Here is a 20,471-nt window from a genome sequence, read left to right on the forward strand (position 1 = left end):
AGACGAGCGCCGACGATCGCCCGCGGGATCCCCGACGCGCCGCTGAGACGGCCGAGGTTCGGCGAAGGCTCACGACGACGCGGCCTCGAAGACGCCGCCGACCACCTCGACGACCCCGCCCGTCGCGTCGACCAGCTCGCCGACCGCGCTCACCAGATGCACGACGCCACCCACCGCTTCGATCACCTCGACCACGGCTCCCGCGACCTCCATCGCGCCCTCGATCCCCTCGGCGACCCGCAGGGCCTGCGACTCGGTCTGCAGCACAGCCGTCCATGACCGCTCCAGACCGAAGAGCACCGCATAGGGCAGCAGTCGCTCGTTCAGCAGGAACCTCTGCAGACGTTCCGCCGACGCCGCCGACGAGACGTCCGCCCGCAGATCCGCCCCGTCTGTCGACTGCGAGAACCGTAGCGGCTCCGCCTCGGCGAGGGCGATGTACTCGCGCATACCGGCGAGGTGCGCGCGCAGCGGCTGCGCCGCAGGGCGGAACCGGCGCCACGCCCGCGGAGCGACCACGATCGCCGCGACCGCCGCGACCAGGCCGACGACCAGCACGGCGTAGAGAGCCGCACCCGGCTCGCTCACCGACCAGGCGGCGATGAGCAGCAGAAGGCAGATGCCGCCCACCAGCACCGCGGCGACGCGGATCAGGAACGTGGCCCACCCGCGTCGACTCCGGTCGATGAGCCCCGCGGCCGCGAGCCGCTTCTCCGCCTCGTCGAGGACACCGCGCACCCGGCGGTGCAGAGCCCGGGCATCCGCACTGAACCGTCGCACCCGCCCCGGGGTGTGATCCGGCCCGAACAGCGCCTCGAGCACGCTGAGCTCCTCGGACGTGAACGTCGCACCGTCGACGACCTCCATGCCGACGGGTGCACGCCGGTGCGACCTGCCGGTCGTCGCCGCGTCGGCGTCGACCAGCAGCCGCACCTTGCGCTGCACGGCCAGATCGATCAGTGCGGCGGCTACGGCCTTCCGATCCGCGTTCAGCAGCAGCGCGTCGTGCAGCACGGTCGCACCCTCGGCCGGGCTGAACCGCGCACCGGGGGACGCGACGCGCTGCACCGAGCGCGCCCGCTCGACCACCGCGAGCACGAGCAGCAGCAGCGCGGGCGCGAGTCCGAACAGCGCTGCGGTGGTCAGCACCTCAGTCGATCGGCTCGATGATGGGGATGGCGGTCGTGATCACCGGGACGGATGCGGACAGCCGCGTGCCGTCCTCGCGCAGCGCGTCGGCGAACTGCCGCAGCGACGGGCGACCGGGGATGAGCGGTCCCTGATCCGCGAGTGGGACGACGACCTCCTGCTCGGTCGTGGCGATGTATGCCACATCGCGCACCGTGAACGGCACCGGGTCTCCGGAGAGCACTCGCACGCGCAGCTCACCCGTCGTGAGCGTGACCTGCAGAGAGGCCCCCTGCCACTGCAGCGGGTACGACAGCGACGGCCAGTCGGCGGGCAGCCGCGGGTCGAAGCTGAGCTCGCCGGCATAGTCGCGCATACCGCCGAAACCGCAGACGAGAGCGGTCCACACGCCTCCGGCCGACGCGACGTGCACACCGTCCGCCGCGTTGTGGTGCAGGTCGTGCAGGTCGACGAACAGTGACTGCCGGAAGTACTGCAGAGCGAGATCCTGGTAGCCCACCTCGGCGGCGAGGATCGACTGCACGACGGCCGACAGCGTCGAATCGCCCGTGGTCAGCGGGTCGTAGTAGTCGAAGTCGGCCTTCTTCTCCTCGGGCGTGAAGTGGTTGCCCTGCAGGAACAGCGCGAGCACGACATCCGCCTGCTTGAGCACCTGGAACCGGTAGATGACGAGCGGGTGGAAGTGCAGCAGCAGCGGTCGCTGCTCCTTCGGCGTGTGCGCCAGATCCCAGACCTCGCGCTCGAGGAACAGCGAGTCCTGCGGGTGGATGCCGAGCCGTTCGCTGAACGGGATGAACATCGCGTCGGCGGCGCGCTCCCAGCCTTCCGCCTCTCCCTCGGCGAGTCCGGTGCGCTCGACGACCCCGGCGAACTCCTCGCCGTTGGCCTCCTGCGCCTCACGAACGACCTTCGCCGCGTAGCGCAGGTTGTAGCGCGCCATGACGTTCGTGTAGAGGTTGTCGTTGACGACGGTGGTGTACTCGTCAGGACCTGTCACACCGTGGATGTGGAAGGTCTCGATGCCGTCGTCGTCCTTCGTGTCGGCGACGAGGCGCGAGGTGCGCCAGAACCCGAGTGTCGCCCACAGTCGCGCCGTCTCGATCGCGATGTCGATGCCCTCACGCCGCAGGAAGTCGTCGTCGCCCGTCGCGCGCACGTACTTGCCGAGCGCGAAGCTGACGTCGGCGTTGATGTGGTACTGCGCCGTGCCGGCCGCGTAATAGGCGGAGGCCTCTTCGCCGTTGATCGTGCGCCACGGGAACAGCGCGCCCGCCTCGTTGAGCTGCGCGGCCCGTCGGCGAGCCGCCGGAAGCATGAGCACTCGCGCCCGGAGCGCGTTGCGCGCCCACTGCGGCGACGTGTAGGTGAGGAACGGGAGCACGTAGATCTCGGTGTCCCAGAAGTAGTGTCCGCTGTATCCCGACCCCGAGACGCCCTTCGCGGGCACGCCGGTTCCGTCGGCGCGGGCCGAGGCCTGTGCGAGCTGCAGGAGGCACCAGCGGGTCGCCTGCTGGATGTCGTCCTGTCCGCCGATCTGCACGTCGCTGCGAGCCCAGAAGGCAGCGAGCCACTCGGCCTGTCGATCGAACTGCGCCTGGACGCCCTCGACCGCGACGCGGTCGAGGGATCGACGGCAGCGGTCGACGAGCTCACGGGCCGGCACACCGCGGGAGGTGTGGTAGCTGACGAGCTTGGTGACCGTGATGGGCACGCCGGCCTTCGCCTGCACCCGGAACACGTTCTTCGAGATGTCCGCCTCGATGAGAGTGCGCGAGGTGTAGTCGTTCTCGGTCTCGATGATGTGGTCGGCGACCACTGCGACCGTCATGCCTGATGCCGCGACGCTGTAGGACAGCGCGGAGCGCAGTCCGTCCTGCCAGTACTCGCCGGGCTCGAGCACACGCTCGGCGATCTTCTCGGCCTTGCGCGGATCGAATCCGCCCTTGGCCTGGTTCGGGGTGCCGGCGTACACGCCGGCACCGTCCTGGCGGTTGATCATCTGGCAGCTGACGGTGACCGGGGCGTCGGCGTTCTCGACGACGACCTCGAGTCGCAGCACGGCGAGGTGGCGCTCCTCGAAGCTGACGATGCGCTCGTCGCGCATCCGCACGCGCTTGCCCGACGGGGTCTCCCACACCACGGTGCGCTCGAGCACGCCGGTGCGCATGTCGAGCGTGCGGCGGTACTCGCGCACGTCCGCCTCGTCGAACGAGATCGGCTCGTCATCGACATAGACGCGCATGACCTTGGCGTCGGGGGCGTTGACGATCGTCTGCCCCACCTCGGCGAAGCCGTAGGCCTGCTCGGCGTGCCGGATCGGCCACGTCTCGTGCAGTCCGTTGATGAAGGTGCCGTGCTCGTGGGCGCCGCGCCCCTCGATGTGGTTGCCCCGGAGTCCGAGGTAGCCGTTGCCGACGGCGAACAGGGTCTCGGCGACCCCGTCTTCGGAGTAACGCGTCTCGATGAGGCGCCAGGGGTCTACGGGGAAGCGGTCGCGGTCGATCATGCGGTCTCCTCGTTGTCGGAGCGGGGTGCCTGAGCGGCGGAGTCGGACGGCGCGGACTCGTCGGCCGCGGGGCCGAGGAACACGTCGAGATCGTCGACGACGACCGTCGCGCCGGCGGCGCGCAGCGCGTCGGCCCCGGTGCCGCGGTCGACGCCGACGACGGTCGCGAATCCGGCTGCGGCGGCAGAGGCCGCGCCCGAGGTCGCGTCCTCGACGGCGATGCTGCGGGCCGGGTCGACGCCCAGCGCCACGGCGCCGGCGCTGAACATGTCGGCGGCGGGCTTGGAGGCGAGGTTCTCGCGCTCTGCGACGACACCGTCGACCACGATGCGGAAGAACGAGCGGATGCCGGCGGCAGCCAGCACCTCTTCGGCGTTCTTGGAGCTCGAGACGACACCGAGCGGGATGCCGGCGGCGGAGAGCTTCTCGACGAGTGCGAGCGATCCGGGGAACGGGGCGATGCCCTCGCCGCGCAGGGACTCTGCGAACGCGGCGTTCTTGCGGTTGCCGATGCCGCAGATCGTCTCGGCCTCGGGCGGGTCGTCGACCGCGCCCCAGGGGATCTCGACGTTGCGGCTGCGCAGCAGACTGGCCACGCCGTCATAGCGCTTCTTGCCGTCGACGTAGTCGAAGTAGTCGGCATCCGAATACGGAGGCGTGATACCCCAGCGCTCGAACACGTCGTCGAAGACGACCTTCCACGCACGCATGTGCACTTCGGCGGTCGGCGTCAGCACGCCGTCGAGATCGAACAGGACGCCTTCGGCGCGGAGCGGATCGGGCAGGGCTTCGGGCACAGCAGCCTCCAGGAGAAGGACGAGGGTTCCGGCACCTCTCCGTGCCACTGTGCAAGCGTAGTGCGGCTCGGCACCGGGCGGTAACCCCCGAGGGCGTATCGGTCAGAGCAGGCGGAACGTCTGCCGGGCGATCTCGAGCTCTTCGTTCGTGGGCACCACGAGCACAGCGACTCTGGACGCGTCCGTCGAGATCCGTCGGACTCCGCGCTGGCGGGCGGCATTGCGCCCGGGATCGATCTCCACGCCGGCGAATCCGAGCGTCGCCATCGCCTCCGCGCGCACGGCCGCGGCGTTCTCACCGACCCCCGCGGTGAAGGAGATCACGTCGACTCCGCCGAGCTGCGCGATGTACGACCCCGCATACGCCCTGAGCCGGTGGATGTAGACGTCGAACGCGAGCGTCGCCGCCGCATCTCCCGCTTCCCTGCCCGCGAGGATGTCGCGCATGTCGCTGCGCCCTGCGAGGCCTTTGAGCCCACTGCGCGTGTTGAGGAGCGCGTCGAGATCGTCGATCGAGTACCCGGCTCGACGCGAGAGGTGCACGAGCGCCGCAGGATCGAGATCGCCGGACCGGGTCCCCATGACGAGCCCCTCGAGCGGAGTGAGCCCCATCGAGGTCTCCACCGATCGGCCGCCCTCGATCGCGGTCACCGAGGCGCCGTTGCCGAGATGGAAGACGAGCTGGCGGAGTGTGCCCAGGTCGCGCCCGAGGAACGCGGCGGCCGACTCGCTCACGAACTGGTGGCTGGTGCCGTGGAATCCGTATCGGCGCACCCGGTGCTCCGCGGCCAGCTCTGCGTCGATCGCATAGGTGTAGGCGGCCGGAGGCAGTGTCTGATGGAACGCCGTGTCGAACACGGCGACGTGCGGGACGCCGGAGAACACCGCCCTCGCCGCGACGATCCCGGCGAGGTTCGCGGGGTTGTGCAGGGGGGCGAGCACCGAGAGCTCCTCGATCTGCTCCTCGACGTTCGGCGTGACGAGGGTCGGTGCGTAGAACCGTGCCCCGCCGTGCACCACCCGGTGTCCGACTGCAACGGGGGGATGCTCGTCGAGCAGCGGACCGTGCTCGGCGAACTGGTCGAGCATCACCGTGAACGCGGCATCGTGATCGGCTACGGGCTGCTCGGAGTCGTACGAGGCGTCGAGCATCGTGACGACGGCATCCCCTCCGGCCTCCGGACGCACCGTGTGGCGGACGGCGCTGAGGTCCTGTCCGATCCGGTCGATGAGTCCCGTCGCGAGCTCGTTCTCGTTCTCGATGTCGATCAGGCTGTACTTGAGCGACGAGGAACCGCTGTTGATGACGAGGATCGCACTCATGCGGTCTCTCCTTCGGACTGCGCCTGGATCGCCGTGATCGCGACGGTGTTGACGATGTCGTCGACCAGGGCACCGCGCGAGAGGTCGTTGATCGGCTTGTTGAGACCCTGCAGCACGGGGCCGATCGCGACGGCACCCGCCGATCGCTGCACCGCCTTGTACGTGTTGTTGCCGGTGTTCAGGTCGGGGAAGACGAAGACGGTCGCCCGCCCTGCCACCGCCGAGTCGGGGAGCTTCGCCTTCGCCACCGCCGCGTCGGCCGCGGCGTCGTACTGGATCGGGCCTTCGACGAGCAGCTCGGGTGCACGCTCGTGCACGAGTGCGGTCGCGGCTCTGACCTTGTCGACGTCGGCACCCGAGCCGGACTCCCCCGTCGAGTACGACAGCATCGCGATGCGCGGCTCGATGCCGAACTGCTGTGCGGTCGCTGCCGACGAGATCGCGATGTCGGCCAGCTGCTCGCTCGTCGGATCCGGGATCACCGCGCAGTCGCCGTAGACGAGCACCCGGTCGGCGAGCGCCATGAGGAAGACGCTCGACACGACGGTGACGCCCGGCTTGGTCTTGATGATCTCGAACGACGGGCGGATCGTGTGCGCCGTCGTGTGCGCGGCACCCGAGACCATGCCGTCCGCGAGGCCCAGGTGGACCATCATCGTGCCGAAGTACGACACGTCGGTGACCGTGTCGGCGGCCTGGGCCAGCGTGATGCCCTTGTGCGCCCGCAGCCGCGCGTACTCGGCCGCGAAGCGCTCGACCATCTCGGGATCGTTCGGGCTGATCACCTGGGCCGCCGAGATGTCGACGCCCAGCTCGACCGCCCGAGCCCTGACCGCCGACTCGTCGCCGAGGATCGTGAGATCCGCGACCTCCCGGGCCAACAGGGTCGCCGCCGCTCGGAGGATGCGGTCGTCATCGCCCTCCGGCAGCACGATGCGTCGACGGTCGGAGCGTGCTCGCTCGATGAGGCCGTACTCGAACATCAGCGGAGTGACGACGCGCGACTCCGCGAGACCCAGCTGAGTGGTGAGCTCGGCGATGTCGACGTGGGTCTGGAAGAGCCCCAGCGCCCGGTCGTAGCGGCCCCGCGACTCGGGCGAGATGCGGCCACGGGCCCCCATCACGCGCACCGCGGTGTCGTAGGTGCCGAGGTCGGTCGCGATGATCGGCACGGTCGAGGTGAAGCCGTCGAGCAGCTGGACGATCGGCTCGGGAAGCGGGAAGGGGCCGTTCAGGATGATGCCGGCGACTCGGGGGAACGTGCCGGACGCATCCGCGAGCAGCGTCGCGAGCAGCACCTCGGTGCGGTCGGCGGGGATCACCACGACCGACTCCTCCGTGAGCCGGGGAAGCACGTTCACCATCGACATGCCCGCGACGACGATCGTCAGCGCCTCGCGTGCGAGACGGTCGCGGTCACCCTTGATGAGCCGGCCGTCGACCGCGGCGAGGATGCCGTCGATCGACGGTGCCACCAGGGTGCGGTCCTCGGGGATCGCCCACACCGGCGTTGTCTTCTGCGGGCGCACCGCCGCGACGGCCTGTTCGATGTCGTCGAGCCGATCGGGGTCGGCCCGGTTCACGATGATCGCGAACAGCTCCGCACGCTCGACCTCGAGTTCGGCGAGCGCGAGCGCCCCGATCTGTCCGACCGCCGCGGGAGTGCGGGCGGTGGTCGTGCCCAGCTGCTCGGCCTGCCGCTGCTGATCGCGACCGCTGAGCACGAGCAGCACGGGCGCCGCCAGGTTCGCGGCGATCCGGGCGTTGTACCCCAGCTCTGCGGGGCTGGCGACATCGGTGTAGTCGCTGCCGATGATGACGACCGCGTCGCACTGGGCTTCGACCGCCTTGAACCGGGCGACGATGGTCGACAGCGCCCGGTCGGGGTCGTCTCGCACATCGTCGTAGGTCACGCCGATGCAGTCCTCGTAGTCGAGGTGCACCCCGTCGTGTGCGAGCAGCAGCTCGAGCACGTCGTCGCGCTCGGTCACCGACCGGGCGATCGGGCGGAAGACGCCGACCCGCGGGGTGACGCGCATGAGCGCGTCGAGCACGCCGAGGGCGATGGTCGACTTACCGGTATGGCCTTCGGCCGAGGTGATGTAGATGCTCTGCGCCACAGTCCCACCCTAGGTGCACGACCTCATGATCTCGCTGGGTTGACAGCCGTGCGAAACAGCTCAGCAGGGCGTCGAGAGCGCATCGACCACGGCTGCGGCGTCCGAGGCGTAGCGCGTGTAATAGGTGGGGTCGAGGTTGATCTGCACCCGGTGGATCGCGAGCGACGGATCCATCGACTGCCAGTCGGGGACTCTCGCGAGGCGCTCGTAGAACAGCGTCGCGGCGGTCGCCGGGTCCATGCGCTGCTCGGCCGAACCCCACCAGTGCTGCTGTTGGAAGAGTCCGATGCTCGTCGTCCGGCTGCCGTCGGGGTTCGTGAACCCGCTCGTCTCCCAGTCGCCGTAGTCGATGTTGTTCAGGCTGCTCTCGCCCATCGCCGTCATGACGCCCAGGATCTGCCCGTCTCGACCGAAGCCGTGCGCGGTCGCCGTCTGCATGATGGTCGCGGCGTTCTCGAGCTGCTCCCCCTGCCAGCCCGCGACACCCGCCTCCGGGAACGTGGTCGGATCGGAGATGCAGATCGCCAGCGGCTTCTCGTGGGCGAGTCCCAGCGGGATCAGCACCGCGGCGAGCGCGACCACGATCACCGCCGCCGCAGAGAGTGCGACGCGTCGCAGCACCTTCGCCCGCCGCATCCGCCGCTGCGCTCGACGTCGCGGCGACGCGCGGTGCGTGCGTGCGCGCTGCCGACTCGCCGTCTTGCCGTCCGTCGCCTTGCGGGCGCCTGCCTTCCTGCGAGCCGCCGTCTTCCTCGTCGACGGCGTCTTCCTCGTGATCACGCCCCGAGAGCTCATACGCTGCGGGTCTCGCGTCCGCCTCTGCCGACGAACGCGGCGAGGCCGCCCCCGATCGCACCGAACAGATGCGCCTGCCACGAGATGCCCTCGCGAACGCCGACGACGCCGGCGAGCATCGAGCCGCCGTAGAGTCCGATCACGATGAGCGCGACGATCGCATAGAGCACGCGATGAGCGACTCGTCCCGGCGCGAAGACCCGCATCACGGTGTATCCGAAGTATCCGAAGACGAGTCCTGATGCCCCGACGGTCAATGCTCCTGGCGCGTTCACGAGCCAGGTGCCGAGGCCGCCGACCACGGCGGCGAATGCGGTGACGGTCCAGAACCTGCGGGCGCCTTCGACAGCGACGAGGCTGCCGAGCACGAGAAGCGGCACGGTGTTGCCGATCAGGTGCGCCCAATCCGCGTGCAGGAGAGGCCCGACCACGATGCCCCCGAGACCCGAGAGGTCCCAGGACCGAAGACCGAAGCCCGTGAAGGACCCGGGGAGGATCGCGTCGACGAGCTGCACGAGCCACATCAGGGCGACGAGCAGCAGAGGCGCCGCGAAACGGCCGAGAGCGCTGGAGCGCGGGGAGTCGGCGGTGCGGGTCACATCGGGCCTTGTCACGTCACGATCCTGTCAGGACTGCCCCGGAGGACCCTGACAAAAAGAAAGTGACCCTCCGCGCACCCAGCAGAGCCCGGTTACCCTTGCTGCGTTTCCGCCCTGGGGGAATTGGCCTGGATGCCGCCACGCGGAGAGCCGTCGACAAGTCTAGCCGATGTCTGCCCCTGCTCTTTGACAGACTGGGCAGGTCATGGATCCCGTCGCCGCCCCTCCCCTGTCGACGTGGCATTTTCCGGGAACGCTGCGCACCTACCAGGCCGAGGTCCTCGACCGGATCCCTCCGGGAGGCGCAGCCCCGCTGCACATCGTCGCCCCGCCAGGCTCCGGGAAGACGCTGCTGGGCCTGCTGCTCGCCGCACGGGAAGGTCACCGCACTCTCGTGCTGTCGCCGACGGTGACCATCCGCCATCAGTGGGTGCGCACCGCGTCGGAGCTGGCGCCGGACGCGGCGGCCGTCTCGGATGATCCCGAGCGTCTCGGCGACCTGACGGTGCTCACCTATCAGCTGCTCAGCGTGACGGGAGACGGCTCACCCTTCGACGACCTCGCCAGGGCGATCTGGACGGAGGAACTCGTCGCGAGCGGCCGCAGCGAGGCGGATGCCGCGACGTGGCTCGCCGAGCTGGCGGTCGACAACCCCGCCCGCCACCGCTCCGGTATCCGCAGTCGTGCGCGCCGACTGCGTTCGCGTTTCACCCGCCAGCGCCCTTCGGAGCTCGCTCGCGTGCTGCACCCGAACGCCGTCGCGCTCATCGACCGACTCGTCGAGGCGGGGGTGCGCACGGTCGTGCTCGACGAGTGCCATCATCTGCTCGACCACTGGGCGATCGTGGTGGCCTATCTGGTCGCCCGCATCCGAGAGAGCGGCGCGGAGCCGACGCTGATCGGCCTCACCGCGACCCTGCCGTCGCCCGACGACGAGACCGAGTACGAGAACTACAGCCACCTGCTCGGCGAGGTCGACTACGAGGTGCCGACACCGGCGGTGGTCAAGGAGGGCCACCTGGCTCCGTATCGCGATCACGTGATGTTCACCGAGCCCCTGCCCGAAGAGGCCGCGTTCATCCGACGGCACGAATCGCTGCTGCACGACCTGATCACGCAGGTGCTGTCGACCCCCGACGCGCTGTCGTACCTCGAGCATCACCTCCAACCCGCAGACTCGCAGGACGCCTCTCTCGCCGAGACTCCGCTCGCCCGCCTCGACCGGGCCTTCGCGACGGACTTCGCCCTCACCCGATCATGCACTCTCGTGCTGCGCGAGGTCTCTCCGCAGCATCCGCTCATCGCCTCCATCCCGCCGGCCCTGCTCGACCGATGCACGACCGACGACCTGCTGACGGTCCTGTCACGGTTCGCCCAGGCACGGCTGCTCTCGGATCCCTCTGCCGTGCGCCAGTGGGAGTACGTGCGGCGCTCGCTCGCGGACTTCGGGTACGCGCTGACCGACCGGGGTATCCGACGCGGCCGCAACCCGATCGAGACCACTCTGGCGTTCTCCGCCGCCAAGGACCACGCGGCCGTCGAGATCCTCCAGCGAGAACTCGCCGGCGCCGACGGCGATCGGATCCGCGCGGTCGTCGTGACCGATTTCGTCGAGCACGGCAACAGCCGCGGTCTGGCCGGTGACGCACCCGCCGGGGCGCTCCGCACGTTCGGCCTCCTCGCCGTCGACGCTGTCACCTCCCGACTGCGCCCCGTGCTGCTGACCTCGCAGCACCTGCGTGTCCGCGCCGACGACGCCGCCGACACCGCGGTCGCGCTCGGCGAACTGCTCGGCGAGCCGGTCGGCATCGCGGAGGGCATCGGTCCCGTGCGCGACCTGCAGGTGCGCGCCGCCGGAAGCGGACGAGTCGTCGCGGCCGTGTCCGAGCTGATCCGCCGAGGCGATGTGCGCCTGCTCGTCGGCACCCGGGGGCTGCTCGGCGAAGGCTGGGACTGCCCGTCGGTGAACACCCTCGTCGATCTCACGACCGTGGCCACCTCATCCGGCACCCAGCAGCTGCGGGGGCGCACCCTGAGGCTCGATCCGGCATGGCCCGAGAAGGTCGCGCACAACTGGTCGGTCGTCTGCCTGATCCCGTCGCACGTCGACCTCGACGATGCGTCCGAGTCCCTGCGACTCCGTCGTCGGCATTCGCATCTGTGGGGGCTGAGCGCCGAGGGCGACGGCCGGATCGTCAGCGGACTGGGTCATGCACTCACCCCACCCGCCGTCGAGGCGTGGACTCGTGTGCTCGACAAGGACCCGTCGACGACGATCGCGGATCTCGGCGCCCTCGTGCGCGCGCAGTGGCCCTCTCGGAGTCGGACGAGGGAGGAGTGGCGGATCGGCGAGCCGTACCGTGCCCACGAACGGGAGACGGTGTCGATCCGTCGGACGACCCGCGCCCCACTGCTTCGCGCCGCGCAGACGGCGAGGGCGGGAGCGGTCGGCGGCTTCCTCGCCGGCGCCGCGACGACAGGCGTGCTCGTCACCGTGCTCGCGCTCTTCGGGGTCTCCTTCGCCCCTGCCTTCGGGGTCGCGCTCGCGCTGATCGGGGGCGCTGTCGCTGCGACCGCATCCGCTGTGCGCATGCTCGTCCGCTCTCTGCGCGATCGCTCGCGGCCGGCCGAGATCTACCGAGCCGCGGCGGTCGCCGTCGCCCGCACGCTGGAGGAGGCAGGACGCGTCGGGCGGATCGACGAGTCAGCGATCACTGCGCGTCCGGACGACGCCGACCCCACCCGCATCCGCATCGAGCTCGGCGGCTCCGTCTCGGACGCACGCGTGATCGCCGATGCCGTCGAGGAGCTCTTCGCACCGGTGCGCACACCCCGGTTCCTGCTGCGCATCGACGCGGCCGGGCTGCCGCGGGTCCGGGTGCTCGAACGCCTCGCCGACCGCCTCTCCCCCGGACGCACGCTTCTCGCTGTGCCTCGCCTGATCGCCCGGCGGCGCGGAGACGCCGAGCGCTTCTGCGACCATTGGCGGGCCCTGATCGGCACGTGCTCACTGCACGAGCTGAGCGGGGTGCAGGGACTCGCCCTGCTGCGTGTCGCGCGCAGCGCCGACCGCCGGGTGGACCCCGCAGAACCCCGGGCTCGTGTCTGGGGCTGATGCCCGACGCCGGTTCTCACCCCAACCGTAGGCAGCCGGGTTACGATCGGTTCACGCGCACCGCAGCGCCCACGCGAGAGGGAACGCATGCCAGAGAACCCGCCCCTGATCCCGGCCGTCGTCGACGCCGAGCAGTTCGCCGCGCAGACGTCTGCCATCGTCGAGTCCGTCGGACGGGTGATCGACGGCAAGCCGGATGCCGTGCGGAGCGCGCTCGTGTGCCTGCTCGCCGAGGGACACCTGCTGATCGAGGACGTGCCAGGCGTCGGCAAGACGATGCTGGCACGCGCGCTGGCCGCGAGCGTGGATGCGACCGTCCGCCGCATCCAGTTCACTCCCGACCTCCTCCCCGGCGATGTGACGGGCGTGAGCGTCTACAACCCCGTCGATCGCGAGTTCGAGTTCAAACGCGGCGCCGTGTTCGCGCACATCGTGATCGCCGACGAGATCAACCGCTCGTCGCCCAAGACGCAGTCGGCGCTGCTCGAGGCCATGGAGGAGGGGCAGGTGACGGTCGACGGGTCGACCCACATGCTGCCCGATCCGTTCCTGGTCGTCGCGACCCAGAATCCGCTCGAGATGGAGGGGACCTATGCTCTGCCCGAAGCACAGCGCGACCGGTTCATGATGCGCATCTCGATGGGCTACCCGGATGCGGCGGCCGAGGCGCTCATGCTGCGACAGCGAGACACCGTGAACCCGCTCGCCGCGGTGCGAGCGGTCGCCGATGCGGCGTCGATCTCGGGACTGATCGCCTGGGCGCGCTCCGTGCATGTCGCGCCGGCGCTCGAGGAGTACACGGTCGCTCTGGCGCACGCCACCCGAGCCGACCCGAACCTGCACCTGGGTGCGAGCCCGAGGGCGACTCTTCAGCTGATCCGCGCCGCGAAGGTGTGGGCGGCACTCGACGGACGCGACTTCGTGATCCCGGACGACGTGACCGCGCTGATCGTCCCGGTCTTCGCCCACCGACTCCTTCCCGCCCGCGGCGCGCACCGCGCCGGAGCCCAGCCGGTCGAGGCGGCCCTGCGGCAGATCGTCGAGCGCGTGCGGGTGCCCGTGACCGCGCGCTCCTGACCCGCCGCTCGCCATGCCTCGCCGTCGAACCCTCACCCTGCGGGGAACGGGTGCGCTCCTCTCCGGTCTCGGCTGCCTGATCGCGGCGAACATGCTGGGCGCGCCGATCCTCCTCTACATCGGCATCCTCCTTCTCGTGCTCACCGTCTTCTCGGTTCTCGTCGTGCGACTGCCGCGGCGCACGGGCACCGTCACGCGGCAGGCCTCGACCGACCTGCTGACCGTGTCGGAGACCTCGCGAGTGACCCTGCGCTTCACCCTGCGGGCCCTGCGCGTGCCCCGCGGCCTCTGGCGCGACGTGCTACCGCCCGCGGTGAGCGGCGACTCGGCGGGCGAGTACCCGTCCGAGACCGGCCAGCTGACCTATCTGATCACCGGCGTCCGTCGCGGCGTGTGGCCGATCGGCCCACTGGTGGTGCGCACCGTCGACCCGTTCGGTCTCGCGCAGCGCGAGCAGGCGTTCGGCGAGACGCGCACGGTCACCGTCGTCCCTGAGGTGTTCACGCTCGCGCCGCTGACCGTCAAGGTCGGGGCCGCCGGCGGGACCGCGCACACGTCCTCGAGCCGGCTCGGGCAGGGCAGCGACAATCTCTCGCCGCGCCGCTACATCCCGGGCGACTCGATGCGCCGCATCCATTGGCGGGCGACCGCGCATCGCGGACAGCTGATGGTGCGGCAGGAAGAGGAGGAGTCCAGCCCCGACGCTCTCGTGATCCTCGACCGCAGCGCCGCACGCTGGGCGCGCCCGGGTGATGCCGAGGACCCCGCTTTCGAGACCGCGGTGTCGATGTGCGCCTCCGTCGCCGTGCACCTCGTGCAGGAGGGATACGGCGTCGATGTGATCGACAGCGGCGGGACTCTGCTGGGCACGCTGCGCGGCCACGAAGACGATCGGGACGGCCTTCTCGTCGCCCTCGCGCTGGTCGGCCCGCGCGGCGAGCCCCGCGACCTCCCGACTCTGGTCGGTGGCACACCTCCGGGTCCGCTCGTCTACATCACAGGCGAGATCGACGACGAGGATGCCGCCCTGCTGCGCCCGTCCGGAGCGGCAGCGCCGATGCTGTTCGCGACCGCACCGGGCACCGGCGTCGTCGCGGCGGCCGAGCGGAACGGCTGGCGCTTCGCGAGACTCGGCGACGACATCGCAGAGGCGTGGGAGGACGTGCTGCCCGACCGCATCGGCGGCACCGCGGACCACCGGGGAGCGACCGATGTCCCGAGCTGAACGACAGGCCGAACGCGGATCCCGCCTGTCGTGGCACCGCGAGCACGAGCTGCCCGTCGGCACCGTCCTGCCGTCGGTGCTGGCTGCGGCGGCGGGGCTCGTCGCGATGTGGCCGTTCACCTCGGTCATCGAACCCGGCAGCTGGTCGTTCGCGGTCCTCGCCGTGATCGTCGTCACGGCGCTCACGGGCATGACGTGTCGCACGCTGATGCGCGGCCGTCCGGCCTGGGCACGCGACCTCGTCACGATCGCCGTCCAGATCCTGGTGGTGATGGGCACCGTCATCCTGCTCGTCGCGGGCGACACCGCGGTGTTCGGCGTCGTGCCCACCGAAGCGACGTTCTACACCTTCCAGGCTCTCGCAGCCGCTGCCTGGGAGGAGATCGCGTTCGGTTCGGCCCCGCTGGCCGCATCACCGGGGCTCCGGGCGGTGATGGGCTTGGGGTTCGGTGTCGTCGCCATCCTGCTCGACCAGCTCGTCGCCCAGCGCGGCGCGATCCTCGCCAGCCTCCTCACCGCCGTCGTCGGATCCCTGCCGATGATCGCCACTCTCGGGGGTGTGAACGTCGTCTGGTTCGTGCTGCTCGGCATCCTGATCCTCGTGCTGCTGCGGTACACGGCGGCGCAGAATCCCGATTCGCCGCGGCGGACATCCCTGGCGGTCGCCGCCGGCGTCGGCGTCGCTGCGCTCGCGGCGACGGTGATCGTCGCACCGGTGCTGCCGGTCTCGGCCACTCTCACGGGTACAGGTACGGGGGTCACCGTCGATGCGTCGCTGCGCCTCGGCGATGACCTGCGACAGCCGAACCCTGTCGAGGTGCTCACGTTGGCGACGACGGCGGACACCGCGCCCTACCTGCGACTCACGACGCTGTCGTCGTTCGACGGGCGCGTGTGGGAGCCCGATCGCGGTGACCTGCAGGCGCAGAGCGAGGGATTCGGCCCCGACGAGTGGGCGGACGACATCGAGACGACCGACCAGAACACCTCCATCCGCGTGATCCGGATGTCGAGTTCATGGCTCCCCGTGCCGTACCCCGCGACCGGCGTGCAGGGACTTTCCGCCGCCTGGCGGGTGAGCCCCGAGAACCGCACTCTCGCGTCTCGCAACGGGGATGCCGTCGGCAACGACTACACGGTGCGGTCGCTCGAGGTCTCACCGACTCTCGAGCAGATCCGCGCGCTTCCCGCCGCTTCGCCGATCGTCGACCCCGATGCCGAGCCGGTCGACCTGCCGGACGTGATCGGCGAGACGGCGGCCGAGGTCACGGCGGACGCCACGAACGACTACGACCGCTTGGTCGCGCTCCAGTCGTGGTTCCGGAGCCAGTTCGCCTACTCTCTCGAGACCCCGGTCGACGAGGGCTTCGACGGCACCGGAGCCGATGCGGTCGCCGAGTTCCTCGAGGTGCGGTCGGGATACTGCATCCACTTCGCCGGGGCGTTCGCACTCATGGCGGAGAGCCTCGACATGGAGGTGCGCATCGTCGTCGGTTACCTTCCCGGGGCGCTGACCGAGACGACGCGCGGCGATGAGGCGGTGTACTCGGTCTCGAGCGACCAGCTGCACTCATGGCCCGAGGTCCTCTTCCCCGGCGTCGGCTGGGTCCCGTTCGAACCGACGGCGTCTCTCGGGGTTCCGACGGCCTTCAGCGCCGCGGCGACGACGGGCGGGGGCACGGGCGGCGCCGCGACGCCCGCTCCGACGGCGGCTCCCAGCACCGAGCAGACCTCGGGACCGGAGCTCGAGCGTGAAGATGCCGGCGACAACGCCGGCGCGACCGGGGAGCGTCGTCAGCTCGACCCCACTCCCGTCGTACTGACGACGCTCGGGGTGCTGGTGGTGCTGCTGATTCCCGCATTCGCTCGTCTCGCGCTGCGGTTCGCGCGACGCGGGCGCGCGCGGGACGGTGATGCCGGAGCCGCGTGGGCCGAGCTGCGGGCGACGATGCAGGATCTGCGCGTACCCCTGTCGGACGCCGAGACCCCTCGTATGCGCGGCGATGACCTCGTGAGAGACAGCGGCGTGAATGCCGACGCCGTCAGAGTGCTCGTCGCCGCAGTCGAGCAGGCGAGCTATGCGCGCCCCTCGGCGAGCGCGGCTCGAGATCTCGACGCCGCTCTGATCGATGTGACGGCTCAACTGCGCCGCAGCGTCGATCGCTGGACGAGGGTCCACGCGTTCCTGCTGCCGCGATCGCTCTTCGTCAGCCGCCGCACCGACGTGCCGCTGCTCGTCTGAGTAGTACCGCGACTGCCGAAGGTGCTGGCCAGGGGATCAGGCGGCGTGCAGCTCGCAGCGCACCGAGTCGCAGGATTCGCAGACGACGAGCTGGGTGCGGCAGGCGGGGTCCGGGCAGTTCGCGGTGCGCTTGGTGGGAACACCGCAGCCGACGCACTCGCCGATGACGGCCGCGTGATCGGAGAAGTCGACGGAGCCGCGCTTGTCGAACACGTAGAGCGACCCCTCCCAGAGGCCGTCGTCACCGTACTGCTCGCCATAGCGGACGATGCCGCCCTCGAGTTGGTACACCTCGCCGAACCCGCGGGCTGTCATCAGGCTCGAGAGCACCTCACAGCGGATGCCGCCCGTGCAGTAGGTGACGACCGGCTTGCCTTTGAGGTCGTCGTAGGCACCCGAGTCGAGCAGCTGCACGAAGTCGCGAGTCGTCTCGGTGTCGGGCACGACCGCTCCCCGGAAGCGGCCGATCTGCGCTTCGAGCGCGTTGCGTCCGTCGAAGAACACGACCTCGTCGCCTCGCTCCCCCATCAGGTCGTGCAGCTCTTCCGGTGTGAGCCGAGTGCCGCCGCCGATGACGCCGTTCTCATCGACCCGCAGTTCGCCCGGTGCTCCGAATGACACGATCTCGTCGCGCACCTTGACGCTGAGCTTCGGAAAGTCGACGCTACGACCATCCGCGTCGACGCCGGTGCCTTCGCTCCACTTGATGTCGGCGTTCTTGAAGGGCGCATAAGACCGGAATGACCGCGCCCATTTCTTCAACGCCAGAAGGTCACCGCCCAACGTGCCGTTGACTCCGTCCTTCGAGATGAGGAGCCGTCCGCGCAGCCCGAGCGCTTCGCCGAGGTCGCGCTGCCACACCCGGATCGCATCCGGATCGGCGAGCGGGGTGAAGACGTAGAAGAGGACGATCTTGGGGGTTGCCACCCAGAGATCCTACGTCGCACGAGCGGGAGCCCGACGCCGCAGCGGCACCCGAGTGCCGAGAAGCCGCCCGACGTGACGATGCACCGCGGGCACGAGTCCGACGTGCTCTCCGGCGTCCGCACGTGTGAGCAGCTTCGTCATCACGTACAGCTGAGAGACGATGCCGCTCTCGGTCTCGAGGTCCCGACGGAATCGCCGCGCGATCTGATCTGCCACGTGCGGAACGGCCAGGGAGTGTCCGAGCAGGAACGCCGGGTCGTAGCCGCGCGGCGCCAGACCCCAGGACTCCCAGTCGGCGATCGCGAACGGCTCCCGGTGAAGGTTGTTCCAGTGCAGGTCGCCGTGACTCGCCACCCAGTCGTCCTGGTCGACGTCGAGGTCGATGCCGAAGAACACGCCGATCCTGCGGCGCATGATCTCGGAATCGAGCACGGTGCGCTCCGTCGGCGTCGCCGCGACGGCGTCGAGGTTGCGTTCGAGCGCGGTCCACCACGTCTCGTCCAGCCCGGGCGTCCGCTCGAGCACGGATGTCGGAGCGCACACCCGACCGGGAAGCAGGCTCATGAGGTCGGCCCGATACACCAGCGGTCCTTCCTCCCACGCCCGCGCGTCGATCAGTCGGGGCTTCTCGACCCCGGTGATGGTCATCGCGTCCTGGTTGCCGACCCGCCACGAGCTCCTCGCCCACTCGCTTCGAGCCCAGACGACTCGCAACCAGTATGAGGAGCCGGCCCGTTCGACGGCTGAGCCGATCGACCGGTCGCGCCATCCGAAGCGTGAACGGCCGATCGCATCGAGGCCGAGGTCTGCGAGAGCGCGGGAGTGTGCCAGGCGCAACGCGGTGCGCACAGGAGTGCTGGCCACGGTGGGCAAAGGGTCTGTCGCCATGAACGTCCTTCCGAGACGAGTTCGCCGATCGGTGTCGGCTGCGCGGCCGGGCTCACACACCCTGGCCGTGCGCTCTTATATGACTGCATAGTGCCTACGTTCGAGGCTAGAGAGCATCGCTTTGCGGGCGCAAGGCTCGGACAGATCGCATACCGGTGGAGCAGCATCCCGCCGGATGAGGCTCCTCACACGAGCTGGTCATGGGCTGCCCACCCGATCGGATAGACTGTTCAGGTCGTTCCTTGGTGACGTGTCCGAGCGGCCGAAGGAGCACGCTTGGAAAGCGTGTGTTGTGCAAGCAACCGCGGGTTCGAATCCCGCCGTCACCGCCAAAAAGCATGAAGGGTCTCCGCGCCAGCGGGGGCCCTTCATGCTTTTTATCGAGCACCGTGGGATTCGGGGAGGAGCGAGCACCGGAGTCCCGCCGCCCGGCCGAGAGCTCAGTCGAACGTCACGCCGAAGCTCTGTCCGCCCGGCTCCGCAGGGAGCGGTGTCATGCCCAGCCGCTTGTAGAAGGCGGCGGCGCCCGTGTTGTTCGGGTCCATGCCCAGATGCAGCCCCCGCACTCCGCGACGGCGCAGTTCGCTGAAGAGCGTCTCGATCAGCTGGCGCCCGAGTCCCTGACCCTGGGTCTCGGGCAGGAGGTCGATGTGCAGGTGCGCGGGGTACTCCTCCGCGTTCGCGTCCCGGCCCGGGGCCTGCGCATAGCCGTATTCGATCATGCGATCCTCACGGGTGCTCGGCTCGTCGACCCTCGGGTACCGCTCCTGTCGCCTAGGCCACCACTCGTCGCGGAACCAGGTCGCGAACGCATCCGTGTCGTCCGTCGCCACGATGTAGCCGATCACGCGCTCGTCGTCGGTCTCGACGACCCAGGCGAGGTCGGGGTGGCGTTCGACGTACGGCACGGCGAAGAGGTCACCCCAGAGCGAGTCGTCCGAGAAGATCCCGGTCGCGTCGGCTCCGGCATCCGCAGTCCTGACGCAGACGTCGTAGAGGGCGGCGCGGTCGGACGGACGATACGGACGGATGCGCGACAATGCTGCTCCTCGATGCGATGTGGACGGTGTCAGCCTACCGGCGCGACTGCGGGGTCGTCCCGCTGCGACGTCGACTGCACCCACGGCAGCAGCCAGGCCCCCAGCACGAGAACGACGCCGGCGCCGACCAGCGCACCGCCCAGCGTGTCGGTGGCCCAGTGCACCGACAGGAGAGTACGCGAGAGCGCCATCGCGACCACCCAGAGGATGCCGAGGATCGCGGTCCACACGCGAGGGAAGACCAGCCACAGGACCATCGCGATCGTCGCCGCGTTGGCGGCGTGCCCCGAGGGGAACGATCCGTAGTCGCTCACGACGATCATGTCCTCCGGGCGCGCTCGTCCGAACAGGTGCTTCAGCAGCTGCACGGCGCCGGCGCTCGCGAGGAACGCCACAGCGGCGAACACGGCGGCCTGCCATCGCCGAGCCACGAGAAGAGCGGTGATCAGCAGCAGCGGAACGAGCAGGATCGCTATCCACCCGCCGCCGATGCTGTTCAGCACCAACGCGAACGACAGCATCGCGTCGGTGCGGTACGTGCTGATCGTCTCGTTCCACCAGGTGTCGAAGCCGGGAGGCTCGGTGTACCCGAACACGATCGCCGCTCCGAGGAGCGTCGCCGCGACGAGCATCCCTATTCCCCACCACAGCAGCGTTCGTGATCTCAT

Annotated in this window: 15 protein-coding genes, 1 tRNA gene and 1 other RNA gene; 5 read left to right on the top strand and 12 right to left on the bottom strand. The window is 69.9% G+C overall.

All coding sequences use genetic code 11. From position 1 onward, the window contains the following. Positions 1–69: 69 nt before the first annotated feature. From AKG07_RS08090 to ffs, 8 genes are all read right to left on the bottom strand, one after another. Positions 70–1,149: a DUF2207 family protein gene (locus tag AKG07_RS08090; protein WP_053097394.1), complete on the bottom strand. Its 1,080-nt coding sequence runs from the start codon at positions 1,147–1,149 to the stop codon at positions 70–72. A gap of 1 nt (position 1,150) precedes the next feature. Then, entirely contained in the window at positions 1,151–3,655 is a 2,505-nt protein-coding gene (locus tag AKG07_RS08095; protein WP_053097396.1) for a glycoside hydrolase family 65 protein, read from the bottom strand. Then, positions 3,652–4,500 (bottom strand): HAD-IA family hydrolase, encoded by an 849-nt coding sequence (locus AKG07_RS08100; RefSeq protein ID WP_445928301.1) that lies wholly within the window; start codon positions 4,498–4,500, stop codon positions 3,652–3,654. The genes AKG07_RS08095 and AKG07_RS08100 overlap by 4 nt, the downstream gene beginning before the upstream one ends. Before the next feature lie 54 nt (positions 4,501–4,554). After that, a complete protein-coding gene (locus AKG07_RS08105) occupies positions 4,555–5,775 on the bottom strand; it encodes an acetate/propionate family kinase (protein ID WP_053097400.1) in 1,221 nt (406 codons plus the stop codon). Continuing rightward, positions 5,772–7,895 carry a phosphate acetyltransferase gene (gene pta / locus AKG07_RS08110; protein ID WP_053097402.1) on the bottom strand — a complete coding sequence of 708 codons (2,124 nt, stop codon included), beginning with the start codon at positions 7,893–7,895 and terminating at the stop codon, positions 5,772–5,774. Before pta ends, AKG07_RS08105 begins: the two co-directional genes overlap by 4 nt. Positions 7,896–7,955: 60 nt before the next feature. Beyond that, complete coding sequence (locus tag AKG07_RS08115) at positions 7,956–8,690, bottom strand: hypothetical protein (protein WP_053097404.1); 735 nt, start codon at positions 8,688–8,690, stop codon at positions 7,956–7,958. Next, positions 8,687–9,304 carry a rhomboid family intramembrane serine protease gene (locus tag AKG07_RS08120; protein WP_232224462.1) on the bottom strand — a complete coding sequence of 206 codons (618 nt, stop codon included), beginning with the start codon at positions 9,302–9,304 and terminating at the stop codon, positions 8,687–8,689. The genes AKG07_RS08115 and AKG07_RS08120 overlap by 4 nt, the downstream gene beginning before the upstream one ends. Before the next feature lie 43 nt (positions 9,305–9,347). Then, an RNA gene (ffs, locus tag AKG07_RS17450) (signal recognition particle sRNA small type) lies at positions 9,348–9,444 on the bottom strand. Between the two features lie 50 nt (positions 9,445–9,494). Here ffs and AKG07_RS08125 point away from each other — a divergent pair. The 4 genes from AKG07_RS08125 (at position 9,495) to AKG07_RS08140 (ending at position 16,948) form a co-directional block, all read left to right on the top strand. Then, positions 9,495–12,404 carry a DEAD/DEAH box helicase family protein gene (locus AKG07_RS08125; protein ID WP_053097408.1) on the top strand — a complete coding sequence of 970 codons (2,910 nt, stop codon included), beginning with the start codon at positions 9,495–9,497 and terminating at the stop codon, positions 12,402–12,404. Between the two features lie 87 nt (positions 12,405–12,491). Next, positions 12,492–13,481, top strand: a complete 990-nt coding sequence (locus tag AKG07_RS08130) for an AAA family ATPase (protein WP_053097409.1) — start codon at positions 12,492–12,494, stop codon at positions 13,479–13,481. Positions 13,482–13,494: 13 nt separating this feature from the next. After that, the gene (locus AKG07_RS08135; RefSeq protein ID WP_053097411.1) at positions 13,495–14,706 is read left to right on the top strand and encodes a DUF58 domain-containing protein; all 1,212 of its coding nucleotides are present in this window, start codon (positions 13,495–13,497) and stop codon (positions 14,704–14,706) included. Beyond that, positions 14,693–16,948 (top strand): transglutaminase family protein, encoded by a 2,256-nt coding sequence (locus tag AKG07_RS08140; RefSeq protein WP_053097414.1) that lies wholly within the window; start codon positions 14,693–14,695, stop codon positions 16,946–16,948. Before AKG07_RS08135 ends, AKG07_RS08140 begins: the two co-directional genes overlap by 14 nt. Positions 16,949–16,984: 36 nt before the next feature. On the opposite strand, the gene trhO is transcribed toward AKG07_RS08140, so the two are convergent. Both trhO and AKG07_RS08150 read right to left on the bottom strand, forming a co-directional pair. Continuing rightward, positions 16,985–17,875 (bottom strand): oxygen-dependent tRNA uridine(34) hydroxylase TrhO, encoded by an 891-nt coding sequence (gene trhO, locus AKG07_RS08145; RefSeq protein WP_053097415.1) that lies wholly within the window; start codon positions 17,873–17,875, stop codon positions 16,985–16,987. 9 nt (positions 17,876–17,884) lie between these two features. Beyond that, on the bottom strand, positions 17,885–18,763 hold the full coding sequence (locus tag AKG07_RS08150) for an aminoglycoside phosphotransferase (RefSeq protein ID WP_150115096.1): 879 nt from the start codon (positions 18,761–18,763) through the stop codon (positions 17,885–17,887). Between the two features lie 244 nt (positions 18,764–19,007). On the opposite strand from AKG07_RS08150, the gene AKG07_RS08155 reads away from it, so the two are divergent. Then, positions 19,008–19,095: transfer RNA gene (locus tag AKG07_RS08155), tRNA-Ser, on the top strand. A 108-nt stretch (positions 19,096–19,203) separates the two neighbouring features. On the opposite strand, the gene AKG07_RS08160 is transcribed toward AKG07_RS08155, so the two are convergent. Further along, entirely contained in the window at positions 19,204–19,803 is a 600-nt protein-coding gene (locus AKG07_RS08160; protein ID WP_053097419.1) for a GNAT family N-acetyltransferase, read from the bottom strand. A 29-nt stretch (positions 19,804–19,832) separates the two neighbouring features. Beyond that, on the bottom strand, positions 19,833–20,471 hold the full coding sequence (locus AKG07_RS08165; protein WP_072591647.1) for a phosphatase PAP2 family protein: 639 nt from the start codon (positions 20,469–20,471) through the stop codon (positions 19,833–19,835).

This window comes from Microbacterium sp. CGR1, assembly GCF_001266755.1.
Taxonomy (GTDB): domain Bacteria; phylum Actinomycetota; class Actinomycetes; order Actinomycetales; family Microbacteriaceae; genus Microbacterium.